We start from the raw sequence: 11,758 nt of genomic DNA, 5'->3' as shown, positions 1-11,758 counted from the left end.
ATCCGTCAGGAGAGCTGGTCGCGTACCGCCGACGTGTCGACGGTCTGCGCGATCTCCAACCGCGGGGTGTGCGGGGGGCCCGCGTGCGTCGGGTCGGCCAGGCCGAGGCGCATCGAGATGTACGGGAAGCCCAGGCCGGAGAGCATCTGCCGGAGCGTCTGGCGGGTGCTCTCGACCTCCACCACGCCGGACAGCGGCACCAGGGACACGCCGTGCCGGGTGGCGGTGAGCCAGGCGGCGGAGAGCGCCTCGCCGGCACGCAGCCAGCTGTCCGGCTCGTCCTCGGCGCCCCAGAGGATCCCGTAGACGGCGGCCCGGTCGTGCCCCTCGCCCACGGGCAGGGTGCCGGGGCCGAAGTCCCGGGCCGGAACGGTGGTCTCGGGGGCGCGTTCCGGCAGCACCTCCGCCGGGACCCCGGTGCCGGCGGCGGCCCGGCTGGTCCAGTAGGCCAGCTCCTCCTGCAGGTCCGGGCTGCCCTTCTCGACCTCCGCCGCGTGCTGGGCGGCCGCGGCCAGCTCGATCTTCTGGTCGTTGTCCAGCACCTGCAGGTTGGCGCCCTCCCGGGTGGCCGCCTGGTCGATCTCGCTCAGCACGGCCGTCGGGATCGGCTCGTCGCTGACCGGCCGGCGGTCGGTGCGGCGGACCTGCATGCACTGGACGGTGCGCATGGCGTCCGGATCGGCGCCGGTGGGCTTGAACCCGGTCAGCCGGGCGAGCAGGTCGGGCTGGCCGGGGTCGGGCAGGCGCTCCACCACCGGCGTCCAGCCCTCCGCGGCCAGCGCCACCCGGGCGTGATGCAGGGCGACGCCGCAGCTCAACACCAGCAGCCGGCCCTCCGGGTCCAGGGCGCTGAGGTGACGCTCCCGGACCACGCGCAGCTCCAGCGCGTCGGGCAGCACCGTCCAGTGCCACGGCTGCGTGTTGTGCACCGAGGGAGCGTGGCCGGCCATCCCGGCGGCCTCCGCGAGCGCGGTGGTCAGCGGACGGTCCGAAGCCGGCGTCTCGTGGCTCATCGTCACGACCTTTCCTGTTTCCCCCATCGTGCCCCACGCCCGGGTCGTCCGGGTGGGCTTGCCCGCTCCATCCTCGGCCATGTCCGCGGTGGTCGCACGCGTCGCACGTCCCGCGGTCCCGGGCCTTTCGACCCGTCTCATTACCCGCGTTCGCCCTACCCGGACCGCGCCGGCGCTGAGACGATCCGCACGTGGCAGGGGAACCGCGGGAGTGCGTACCGGAGCGGCCGGTGCGGCGACGCCGGGTGGACCCGCGGGAGTGGGCCCCGCTGATCCTGCTCACCCTGGCCGTGCTCGCCGGCGCCGGGCTGTGGTTCGCCGGGCGGCGCGGCGCGGCCGACCTGGCCTGGGCGGCGGTGACCGTGGTGGCGCTGGGGCCGGCCGTCTGGACCACGCTGCGGCAGCTCTGGCGGCGGCAGTTCGGGGTGGACGTGATCGCGGTGCTGGCCCTGGCCGGCGCGCTGCTGGTCGGCGAGTACCTGGCCGGCGCGGTGATCGCCGTGATGGTCGCCACCGGCCGGGCACTGGAGGAGTACGCCCAGCGCCGGGCCAGCCGCGACCTGCGGGCGCTGCTCGAACGGGCGCCCCGGCAGGCCCGGCGGCGCACGCCGGACGGCCGGATCGAGGTGGTGCCGCTGGACCGGGTCGCGGCCGGCGACCGGCTGGTGGTCGGCCCCGGCGACGTCGTGCCGGTCGACGGGACCGTCGAGGAGCCCGCCACGCTGGACGAGTCGGTGGTCACCGGCGAGTCGCAGCTGGTCACCCGCGCGGCCGGCGAGCAGGTGGCCAGCGGCGTGGTGAACGCCGGCGCGGGCTTCGGGCTGCGCGCCGGGAAGGGCGCCGCGGAGAGCACCTACGCCGGGATCGTCCGGCTGGCCGAGGAGGCCACCGCGCACAAGGCCCCGATGGTCCGGCTGGCCGACCGGTACGCCGCCGCGTTCGTGCCGTTCACCCTGCTCCTGGCCGGGCTGGCCTGGCTGCTGTCCGGCCAGTTCGCGCGGGCGGTGGCGGTGCTCGTGGTGGCCACCCCGTGCCCGCTGCTGCTGGCCACCCCGATCGCCATCGTGTCCGGGCTGTCCCGGGTGGCCCGCCGGGGCGTGCTGGTCCGCGACGGCGGGTCGCTGGAGCTGCTCGGCCGCGCGCGTACCCTGCTGCTGGACAAGACCGGCACGCTCACCGCGGGCCGCCCGCGCGCGGCCGAGACGGTGGTCGCCCCCGGCGGTGACCGGGACGAGCTGCTGCGGCTGGCCGCCTCCGTCGAGCAGCTCTCCCCGCACGTGCTGGCCGCCGCGCTCGTCCGGCAGGCCCGCGAGCAGGGGCTGCGGCTGGCCGAGCCGACCGGCGTCACCGAGGAGCCGGGACGCGGGGTGACCGGCCGGGTCGACGGGCGGCTGGTCCGGGTGGGCCAGCTCGCCGGTGAGCCGCCCGAGTGGGCGCACCGGGTCCGGGAGCGGGCCGAGCTGGCCGGGCGCTCCACGGTGTGGGTCAGCGACGAGCGCGGGCCGCTCGGCGCGATCCTCCTGGAGGACCCGGTCCGGCCGGACGCGCGGCGCACCGTCCGGCGGCTGCGCGAAGCCGGCCTGGACCGGCTCGTCATGGTGACCGGCGACCGGCCGCGCACCGCTCACCAGGTCGCGCAGATCGTCGGCGTGGACGACGTGATCGCGCAGTGCTCGCCCGGGGAGAAGGTCGCCCGCGTGCGGGCGGAGTCCGACCGGGCGGTGACCGTGATGGTCGGCGACGGGGTGAACGACGCCCCGGCGCTGGCCGCGGCGCACGTCGGGGTGGCCATGGGCGCCACCGGCGCGACCGCCTCCGCGGACGTGGCCGACGCGGTGCTCACCGTGGACCGGCTGGACCGGCTCGCCGACGCCGTCGAGATCGCCCGGTACGCCCGCCGCATCGCCGTGCAGAGCGCCACCGTGGGGATGGCGCTGGCCGTGGTGGCCATGGTGGTCGCCGCCGCCGGAAAGCTGCCCCCGGTCGCCGGGGCCTTCCTCCAGGAGGGCATCGACGTGCTGGTGATCCTCAACGCGCTGCGCGCCCTCGGTGGCGGCCTGCGCCGCCAGGACGTGCCGCCACACACCCGCGAACTCCTCGACCGGTACGCCGGCCAGCACGGCCGGGTTCGCGACGTCCTGGCCCGGCTGCGGGACACCGCCGACCTGGTGGCCACCCGCCCTGCCGCTCCCGAGTGCGTGCCGGCGTTGCGGGAGGTGCACCGCCGGCTGGTCGACGAGGTGCTCCCGCACGAGGCGGCCGAGGAGCGGCAGCTCTACCCGGCCCTCGCCGGCCCGCTGGGCAGCGAGGAGGCCACCGCCACGATGAGCCGGGCGCACGTGGAGATCAGCCGGCTGGTGGACCGGATCGGCGGTCACCTGGCCGCCCGGCCGGACGACCGGCTGCGGCCCGACGAGGTGCCCGACCTGCTCGCCGCGCTCTACGGCCTGGACGCCGTGCTCCGCCTGCACCTGGCGCAGGAAGAGGAGGACTACTTCTCGCTCAGCTCCACCGAGGACGGCCCCGCGACCCGCTGACGCGCCGCCGACCGCCGGGCGGGTCAGCGTTCGCGGACCACGGCGACCGGGCACTCGGCGTGGTGGATGAGCTGCTGGCTGACCGAGCCGAGCAGCATCCCGCGCAGCCCGCCCCGGCCCCGGCTGCCGACCACCACGAGCTGCGCCGTCCGGCTCTCCTCGACCAGCAGCGCGGCCGGGTTGCCCGGGTTCGCCAGCACCTCGACCGGCACGTCCGGGAAGGACTCCCGCCAGGGGGCCAGGTCGGCCTCGACGGCCGCCCGTTCGGTGGCGGCGGCCTCCTCCGGGTCGAAGCCCGGCGGCACCCGCCCCTCGGCGGGTGGCTCCCACACCCGCAGCGCCCGCACGGGCACGTCCCGCTGCGCGGCCCGTTCGACCGCGAAGCCGAGCGCCTGCACCGAGGACGGCGAGCCGTCCGCGCCGACCACCACGGGCCCGGAGGTGACGGGACGGCCGTCCCGGACCACGATGACCGGGCAGTGCGCGTGTGCGCTGACGGACACGGCGGTGGAGCCGGCGAGCAGCCCGCCGAACCCGCCGTGGCCCCGGCTGCCGAGCACCAGCATGGCCGCCTCCGCGGACCGCTCCTGGAGGACCAGCGCGGGCGGGCCGTCGAAGACCTCGCCCCGCACGGTCAGCCCGGGCCGGTGGGCGGCGGCGTCCGCCGCCGCCGACCGGACCAGTTCCTCGACCTGCCGCCGGGCGGTCTCGTCGGGCCAGACGCCGGGGGCCACCCCGGGACCGATCCAGCCGGCCACCGTCAACCATTCGAAGACGTACGCGAGCCGCACCGGCCGGCCCGAGCGGCCCGCCTCGTCCAGCGCCCAGTCCATTGCCACCGACGCGTCGGCGGAGCCGTCGTAGCCGACCAGGATCTCGTCGCCGTTCACTGTCCACCCCGCACGCCCGGGTCGGTCTCGCGGATCCAGCGCCACTCGGCGACCCGGGGGTCGTCCTCGCCGTGCTGCCGGGTGTAGTCGCGGCAGGACTGGCGGACGTCCACCATCTCCTGGCGCAGGTGGGCGGCGCGTGAGCGCAGCCCGGGCAGCCGGTCGATGACGTCGATGACCAGGTGGAAGCGGTCCAGGTCGTTGAGCATCACCATGTCGAACGGCGTGGTGGTGGTGCCCTCCTCCTTGTAGCCGCGGACGTGCAGGTTGTCGTGGTTGGTGCGGCGGTAGGTGAGCCGGTGGATCAGCCACGGGTAGCCGTGGTAGGCGAAGATGACCGGCTTGTCGCGGGTGAAGATCGTGTCGAACTCGCTGTCCGGCAGGCCGTGCGGGTGTTCCGAGGGCGGCTGCAGACGCATCAGGTCGACCACGTTGACCACTCGGACCTTCAGGTCGGGCAGGTGCTGGCGCAGCAGGTCGGCCGCGGCCAGGGTCTCCAGGGTCGGCACGTCGCCGGCGCACGCGAGCACCACGTCGGGCTCGCTGCCGTCGTCGGTGCTGGCCCAGTCCCAGATGCCCAGCCCGCGGCGGGTGTGCTGGATCGCCTCTTCCATGGTCAGCCAGTTGGGCGCGGGCTGCTTCCCGGCCACCACCACGTTGATGTACTGCCGGCTGCGCAGGCAGTGGTCCATGGTGGAGAGCAGGGTGTTGCCGTCCGCCGGCAGGTAGACCCGCACCACCTCGGCCTTCTTGTTGACCACGTGGTCGATGAAGCCCGGGTCCTGGTGGGAGAAGCCGTTGTGGTCCTGCCGCCACACGTGGCTGGAGAGCAGGTAGTTCAGCGAGGCGACCGGGGCCCGCCACGGGATCTGCCGGGTCACCTTGAGCCACTTGGCGTGCTGGTTGACCATCGAGTCGACGATGTGGATGAACGCCTCGTAGCTGGTGAAGATGCCGTGCCGCCCGGTCAGCAGGTAGCCCTCCAGCCAGCCCTGGCACAGGTGCTCGGAGAGCACCTCCATGACCCGGCCGTCGGGGGAGAGGTGGTCGTCGCCGGGGAGCCGGCTGCCGGCGAACGCGCGGTCGGTGACCTCGAAGGCGGCGCCCAGCCGGTTCGAGGCGACCTCGTCGGGGCCGAACAGGCGGAAGGTCTGCGGGTTGCGGGTGATCACGTCCCGGATCCACGGGCCCAGCGTGCCGGTGGCGCCGGCCATCGGCGAGCCCGGCTCCTTGACGTCGACCGCGTAGTCGCGGAAGTCCGGCAGCTCCAGGTCGCGCAGCAGGAGCCCGCCGTTGGCCACCGGGTTGGCGCTCATCCGCCGGTCGCCCCGCGGCGGCAGGTCGACCAGCTCGGCGACCGGCGCGCCGGTGGCGTCGAACAGCTCCTCCGGCCGGTAGCTGCGCAGCCACCGCTCCAGCTCGGCCAGGTGCGCCGGATTGTCGCGAACCCCGTCGATCGGCACCTGGTGGGCGCGGAACGTGCCCTCGACCTGCTTGCCGTCGACGTCCGCCGGCCCGGTCCAGCCCTTCGGCGTACGGAGGATGATCATGGGCCAGCGGGGGCGCTCGATCGCGCCGCCGGAGCGGGCCCGGCGCTGGATCTCGGTGATCTCGTCGACCGCCCGGTCCAGGGTGGCGGCGAGGGCCTGGTGCACCCGGGCCGGGTCGTCGCCCTCGACGACGTACGGCTGGTAGCCGAAGCCGCGCATCTGGTCGAGCAGGTCCTCGGCGGGGATCCGGTCGAGCACCGTCGGGTTGGCGATCTTGTAGCCGTTCAGGTGCAGGATCGGCAGCACCGCCCCGTCCCGGGCCGGGTTGAGGAAGACGTTGGACAGCCAGCTCCCGGCCAGCGGCCCGGTCTCCGCCTCGCCGTCGCCGATGACACAGGCGACCAGCAGGTCCGGATTGTCGAACGCGGCACCGTACGCGTGGCTCAGCGAGTATCCCAGCTCGCCGCCCTCGTGGATCGAACCCGGCACCTCGGGCGCCACGTGGCTGGGGATGCCGCCGGGGAAGGAGAACTGGCGGAACAGCCGCTGCATGCCGGTCTCGTCGCGGGCGATGTGGTGGTAGAGCTCGCTGTAGGTGCCCTCCAGCCAGGTGTTGGCCACCAGGGCGGGGCCGCCGTGGCCCGGGCCGGTGATGAAGATGGCGGACAGGTCACGGCCGACGATGATCCGGTTGAGGTGCGTGTAGAGGAGGTTGAGGCCGGGGCTCGTGCCCCAGTGCCCCAGCAGCCGTGGCTTGATGTGCTCGGGCTTCAGCGGCTCACGCAGCAGCGGGTTGTCGAGCAGGTAGATCTGCCCGACGGTGAGGTAGTTCGCCGCCCGCCAGTAGGCGTCGAGTCGGCGCAGCTCGTCCTCGGTCAGTGGGCTGTGCACGTCCAGCGCGGTGTCCATGCTGCGTTAGCCTCTCGCGGCTCGGGGTCTTCTGCCACCCGGGAGCGGATCGGCCGCCCCCGGCACGTCCAGCCTCGTCCATGGGCCGGCGGGTCGAGCAGGGCCGTAGGTCCCGGGCCGGGCGGGCGTCATGACCCGTCCTCCTCGTCCGGGTCGAGTCCACGGACGACGATCACCGGGGCCGGTGAGTGGTAGAGCAGCGTCTGGCTGACCGCGCCCAGCATGCCCCGCAGCGGCTCGTCGCCACGCGCCCCGACGAGCGTCACCTGCGCCGAGCGGGACTGTTCGACGAGGACGTCGCCGGGGTCGCCGCGGATCGTGTGGCACTCGACGGCCACCCGGGGATGCCGGCTGCCGTACCGGGCGACGGCCTCGTCGAGCAGGCCGTCGTCGCCGTCGGAGTGCTCGTCGGGCTCCAGCACCCGGATGGCGAGCAGCCGGGCGGCCCGGCCCTCGGCGCAGTCGAGGGCGTACGCCAGGGTGGCGTGGGAGCTCTCCGACCCGTCGAAACCGACGAGCAGCGGCCCCTGCGGGGGCGGCTCGGCCCGGCCGACCAGCACCGGGCAACCGGCCCGGGCGGCGAGCTGCACGGACGGCGCGTTGGCCGGTACGCAGGACGGGCAGCCGGCCACGCCGCCGTCACCGACCGCCAGCAGGAACGCCGAGTCGGAGGCCCGGACCAGCGCCTCGACCGGGTCGCCCTCGACGATCTCGTCGGTCACCGGCACCGCCGGCGCGGCCTCGGCGGCGACCCGCGCGGCCCGCTCCAGCAGTTCCTCGGCGGCGGCGCGCGGGCCGCTCACCGAGAACGACTCCAGGGCCGCCGCCCAGTTGAAGGCGTGCAGCAGGTGCAGCGGCCGGTCGTGCGCGGCGGCCTCCCCGGCGGCCGTACGGACCAGCTGGAGGTCCTCCGCCGAGTTGCCCACGCCGACCACCACCGCGCCGTGGGTGGGTGCGGGCATCCCGGCTCACCTCCCGACCGCGATCTCCTCACCCACGGTAGTCGTGCGGGTGCCGGCCCGGACCGGGTCGGCGGAACTGGCGCCGACGGGAACGGTCAGCGGGGACCGGGCAGGGCGGGATGCACGCGGACGATCACGGCGGTGGCGTTGTCCTCGCCGCCCTCGGTCAGGCTGGCGGCGAGCAGGGCCTGCGCGGTCCGGGCCGGGTCGCGGCGCGCGGCCAGCAGGTCGCGCAGCCGGTGGTAGCCGAGCTGGTCGCTCACCCCGTCGGTGCAGAGCAGCCAGGTGTCCCCGCTGCGCAGCGGCACGGCGAGCAGGTCCGGCTCGGGCTTGTCCGGGTGGCCGACGTAGCGCAGCAGCTGGTAGCGGGCCCGGGCCGCCTCCGGCGAGTCGGGCGGCCACCACCCGTGCAGCAGGCCGAGCCAGGCCATGGTGTGGTCGACGGTCACCAGTTCCAGCAGGCCGTCGCGCAGCCGGTACGCCCGCGAGTCGCCGAGCTGGACCAGCCAGCCCTGCCCGCCGTCGGGTTCGGCGATCAGGGCGGTGAGTGTGCAGCCGGTCAGCCCGGCGAGTCCCGCGCCGGCCCGGCGTACCCGGAGCTGGGCCTCGGCCGTCGCGGCGCGCAGCCGGGTGGCGTCGACGGCCGGCCAGCCGGAGCGGACCTGCGCCACGAAGGTGGTCATGGCGGTGGTGCCGGCGACCCGGCTGCCCTCGCCGTCGCCCATGCCGTCGGCGACCGCGGCCAGCGGTAGCTCCGGGTCGACGTGCAGCACGTCGAAGTTCTCGGCGTAGCGGTGCCCGACCACGCTGCCCCCGGCGATCTCCAGGGTGAGCCGGCCGACGGTCAGCCGGCGGGTGGCCTGGACCGGCTGGTCCAGCGGGCGGCGGCGGAACACCTGCGGACCGTAGCACCGGTCCGGGCCGCGGATCGGCAGGTCGCGGCGACGTGTCGGCCTGTCAACCGGGGTTGACAAGACGGGCCCCGTCAACCTAAGTTGACAGCATGAGTCAGGCAACGGAACTCGCGGCGGCGGCCGGCAGCACCGACCCGAAGGTCGGGCTGCGGGCGGTGCTCGCCCTGCGCCGGCTGCTCGAACGGCTGGAGGTGGTCCAGGTGGACAACGCCCGACGGCAGGGCTGGTCCTGGCAGGAGATCGCCGACGCCCTCGAGGTCAGCCGGCAGGCGGTCCACAAGAAGCACGCCGGGCGACCGGCGGTCCCCGGAAGCTGGGAGGCGTGATGTTCGAACGATTCACCGACCGGGCCCGCGCGGTGGTGCACCACGCGGTCGACGAGGCGCGCACCGAGGGCCGGCGCCCGGTCGGCACCGAGCACCTGCTGCTCGGCGTGCTCGCCGACGGCGACAACCTGGCCGTCCGGGTCCTCTCGGCCGGCGGCATCCGGGCCGAGGACCTGCGCGCCGCCGTGGCCCGGCACACCGCGCACGGCGTCGACGGCCTCGGCGAGGCGGACGCGGCGGCGCTGCGCGAGATCGGCATCGACCTCGCCGCGATCGTCGCCCGGATCGAGGAGTCCTTCGGCCCGGACGCGCTGCGCGAGGCGGCCCCCGCCCCGCGCCGGTGGTGGGGCCGCCGCCCCGACGACGGCCGGTTCTCGCCCCGGGCCAAGAAGGTGCTGGAGCTGTCCCTGCGGGAAGCGGTGAGGCTGCGCCACCACCACATCGGCACCGAGCACATCCTGCTCGGCCTACTCCGGGAGGGCAACGGGCTGGCCGCGCTGGTGCTCACCGAGGCCGGTGCGGACCTCGACGACCTGCGCCGGCGGGTGGCGGCGGCGCTGCGCACGGCGGCCTGACCGGCGCCGGCCGGCCGCCGTCACGGGGCCGGCCGGGTTCAAACCTGATTGCGGTCCTCGCGACGTCCGGCCCCGTCGGGTCGCCCAGCCGCCCCGCTTGCTGCACACTTGCGCCGTGGACGGTGGAGACGAGAAGCGCCCGTTGACCGCGGACAACCAGGCACCACGCTCAGCCGTGGTGGTCAATCCGGTCAAGGTGACCGATCTCGACGAGTTCCGCCGGACGGTGGACGGCGCCCTCGCCGCCGCCGGCTGGCCCGAGCCCGCCTGGTACGAGACGACGGTGGAGGACCCGGGCCGGGGCCAGACCGAGGCGGCCGTCGAGGCCGGCGCCGAGGTGGTCTTCGCCTGCGGCGGGGACGGCACCGTGATGGCCTGCGTGACCGCGCTGGCCGGCACCGACGTGGCGCTCGCCGTGCTGCCCCAGGGCACCGGCAACCTGCTGGCCGCCAACCTCGGCCTCTCCGGCGACCTCGCCGCCGGGCTGGAGGTCGCCGTCGAGCGGGGCGTGCGCCGGCTCGACGTGGGCGCGGTCGGCGACCGGTGCTTCGCCGTGATGGCCGGGATGGGCTTCGACGCGCAGATGCTCGACTCCACCTCCGAGACGACCAAGAAGCGGTTCGGCTGGCCGGCCTACGTGGTGGGGGCGGCCAAGCACCTGCGGGACCGGCCCATGCGCGTCTCCATCCGGATCGACGGCGGGCCGCCGCTGCGCCGGCGGGCCCGCTCGGTCCTGATCGGCAACGTCGGCCGGCTCCAGGGCGGGGTACGCCTGCTCACCGACGCCGAGCCGGACGACGGCTGGCTCGACGTGGCGGTGCTGACCCCGCGGACCCTCGGCCACTGGCTCGCCCTCGGCTGGGCGGTGCTGCGGCGGCGGGGCAGCGTGCCCCGGATGGAGGTGTTCCGGGCCCGCACGGTCGAGATCGCCAGCAACCGGGCCCAGCCGCGGCAGCTCGACGGCGACCTCATCGAGCCCGGCCGGTCGCTCAAGGCCGAGATCCGGCCCGGTGCGCTCTGGCTCTGCGTGCCGCGGCCGGCGGGCCACCCAGACCTGTCGGTCGACGCCGACGCCGCCGCCCAGCGGGGCGAACGGCTGGTCGAGGAGGCCAGCCATGAGTAGCACCAAGCTCGTCCCCGAGACCCGGCTCATGGCGAAGGAGGAACTCTCCGCCGACGACGCCTGGCACACGCTGCGCCGCCACGGCGGCTGGTGCCTGCTCCGGGACGCCTTCATCCGGTTCCGCTACGGCGACGGCTTCAGCCACTCCCGGGCCTTCGCGTTGCAGCTCTGCCTGGCCGTGGTGCCGTTCCTCATCGCGCTCACCGGTCTGATCACCGATCTGGGCGTCGACGAGGGCGGCAAGGTCGTCGCCGACACGGTCCTGGCGATCACCCCGGGCCAGAGCGAGTCGATGGTGCAGGAGCTGCTGGCCGACACCGAGCGCACCGAGGACGCCGGCGAGCTGGCGCTGACCCTGGGCCTGCTGACCGGCCTGGTCGCGCTCACCACCACCATGGCGCAGATCGAGCGGGGCGCGAACCGGATCTACGGCGTCGAGCGGGACCGCCCCGCGTTGTTCAAGTACCTGCGCGCCGCGGTCCTCGCGCTGGTCGCCGGCGTGCCCGCGCTGGCCGGGTTCCTGATCCTGGTCGGCGGCCGGGCCATGGGCGAGTCGGTACGCCGGCACTACGAGTGGGGCGACTTCGCCCACGCGGCCTGGGACGTGGTCCGCTGGCCGCTCAGCCTCGGCCTGACCGTGCTCGCCGTGGCGGTGCTGTTCCGGCACGCGCCCCGGCGCAACCAGCCCGGCCTGTCCTGGCTCTTCTTCGGCGCCGGCATCGCCACCGCGCTCTGGTGGCTGGCCAGCCTGCTGCTCGCCGCCTACGTGAAGTACAGCGGCGGGTTCGGGCAGACCTACGGCGCGCTGACCGGGATGATGGCCCTGCTGCTCTGGGCCAACCTGACCGGGGTGGCGCTCTTCGGCGGGCTGGCCTTTGCCGCCCAGCTGGAGGCGATGCGGATCGGCGTGGAGGAGCCCGCCCAGCCCGACCTCTGGGAGCCGGAGGCCGAGCGCGAGGAGCTCGTCGACACCGGGGACATGACCGCCCTCTGACGCCGCGCCGACCCCTCGGGCGTGT

General features: G+C 75.2%; 9 protein-coding genes and 2 pseudogenes. 6 read left to right on the top strand and 5 right to left on the bottom strand.

Features of this window, described 5'->3' with window-relative positions:
- Positions 1 to 5: 5 nt before the first annotated feature.
- Positions 6 to 1,040, bottom strand: a complete 1,035-nt coding sequence (locus NFX44_RS16320) for a nitroreductase family protein (protein ID WP_262284581.1) — start codon at positions 1,038 to 1,040, stop codon at positions 6 to 8.
- Between the two features lie 203 nt (positions 1,041 to 1,243).
- On the opposite strand from NFX44_RS16320, the gene NFX44_RS16315 reads away from it, so the two are divergent.
- Positions 1,244 to 3,550, top strand: a complete 2,307-nt coding sequence (locus NFX44_RS16315; protein ID WP_315974602.1) for a heavy metal translocating P-type ATPase — start codon at positions 1,244 to 1,246, stop codon at positions 3,548 to 3,550.
- Between the two features lie 23 nt (positions 3,551 to 3,573).
- On the opposite strand, the gene NFX44_RS16305 is transcribed toward NFX44_RS16315, so the two are convergent.
- The 4 genes from NFX44_RS16305 to NFX44_RS16290 form a co-directional block, all read right to left on the bottom strand.
- Positions 3,574 to 4,440 (bottom strand): universal stress protein, encoded by an 867-nt coding sequence (locus NFX44_RS16305; protein WP_262284405.1) that lies wholly within the window; start codon positions 4,438 to 4,440, stop codon positions 3,574 to 3,576.
- The gene (locus NFX44_RS16300; RefSeq protein ID WP_262284404.1) at positions 4,437 to 6,839 is read right to left on the bottom strand and encodes a phosphoketolase; all 2,403 of its coding nucleotides are present in this window, start codon (positions 6,837 to 6,839) and stop codon (positions 4,437 to 4,439) included. The genes NFX44_RS16305 and NFX44_RS16300 overlap by 4 nt, the downstream gene beginning before the upstream one ends.
- A 128-nt stretch (positions 6,840 to 6,967) precedes the next feature.
- Positions 6,968 to 7,801 (bottom strand): universal stress protein, encoded by an 834-nt coding sequence (locus tag NFX44_RS16295; protein WP_262284403.1) that lies wholly within the window; start codon positions 7,799 to 7,801, stop codon positions 6,968 to 6,970.
- A gap of 95 nt (positions 7,802 to 7,896) precedes the next feature.
- Positions 7,897 to 8,697, bottom strand: coding sequence for a PP2C family serine/threonine-protein phosphatase (locus NFX44_RS16290; RefSeq protein WP_262284402.1), 801 nt, complete (start codon positions 8,695 to 8,697; stop codon positions 7,897 to 7,899).
- Between the two features lie 107 nt (positions 8,698 to 8,804).
- Here NFX44_RS16290 and NFX44_RS16285 point away from each other — a divergent pair, with 107 nt between their 5' ends.
- The 5 genes and pseudogenes from NFX44_RS16285 to NFX44_RS16265 all read left to right on the top strand — a co-directional run bounded on the left by NFX44_RS16285 (position 8,805) and on the right by NFX44_RS16265 (position 11,733).
- Positions 8,805 to 9,041, top strand: coding sequence for an HTH domain-containing protein (locus tag NFX44_RS16285; RefSeq protein ID WP_073836364.1), 237 nt, complete (start codon positions 8,805 to 8,807; stop codon positions 9,039 to 9,041).
- Positions 9,041 to 9,223 (top strand): annotated as a pseudogene (locus tag NFX44_RS16280) (Clp protease N-terminal domain-containing protein); the annotation flags it as partial. The gene NFX44_RS16285 and the pseudogene NFX44_RS16280, both read left to right, overlap by 1 nt.
- 189 nt (positions 9,224 to 9,412) lie before the next feature.
- Positions 9,413 to 9,589 (top strand): annotated as a pseudogene (locus NFX44_RS16275) (Clp protease N-terminal domain-containing protein); the annotation flags it as partial.
- A gap of 142 nt (positions 9,590 to 9,731) precedes the next feature.
- The gene (locus NFX44_RS16270) at positions 9,732 to 10,739 is read left to right on the top strand and encodes a diacylglycerol kinase family protein (RefSeq protein ID WP_262284401.1); all 1,008 of its coding nucleotides are present in this window, start codon (positions 9,732 to 9,734) and stop codon (positions 10,737 to 10,739) included.
- Positions 10,732 to 11,733: a YihY/virulence factor BrkB family protein gene (locus NFX44_RS16265; protein ID WP_262284400.1), complete on the top strand. Its 1,002-nt coding sequence runs from the start codon at positions 10,732 to 10,734 to the stop codon at positions 11,731 to 11,733. Before NFX44_RS16270 ends, NFX44_RS16265 begins: the two co-directional genes overlap by 8 nt.
- The last annotated feature ends 25 nt before the right edge of the window (positions 11,734 to 11,758 follow it).

The organism is Micromonospora sp. MA102, assembly GCF_025460765.1.
GTDB classification, from domain to species: domain Bacteria; phylum Actinomycetota; class Actinomycetes; order Mycobacteriales; family Micromonosporaceae; genus Micromonospora; species Micromonospora halotolerans.
This window is presented reverse-complemented; position numbering and strand designations above follow the sequence as displayed.

What these genes read in the sequence shown, in the direction of transcription:
- NFX44_RS16320 (WP_262284581.1), bottom strand. Translation starts at nt 1,040, where the DNA reads ATGGGGGAAACAGGAAAGGTCGTGACGATGAGCCACGAGACGCCGGCT.
- NFX44_RS16285 (WP_073836364.1), top strand. Translation starts at nt 8,805, where the DNA reads ATGAGTCAGGCAACGGAACTCGCGGCGGCGGCCGGCAGCACCGACCCG.
- NFX44_RS16300 (WP_262284404.1), bottom strand. Translation starts at nt 6,839, where the DNA reads ATGGACACCGCGCTGGACGTGCACAGCCCACTGACCGAGGACGAGCTG.
- NFX44_RS16295 (WP_262284403.1), bottom strand. Translation starts at nt 7,801, where the DNA reads ATGCCCGCACCCACCCACGGCGCGGTGGTGGTCGGCGTGGGCAACTCG.
- NFX44_RS16265 (WP_262284400.1), top strand. Translation starts at nt 10,732, where the DNA reads ATGAGTAGCACCAAGCTCGTCCCCGAGACCCGGCTCATGGCGAAGGAG.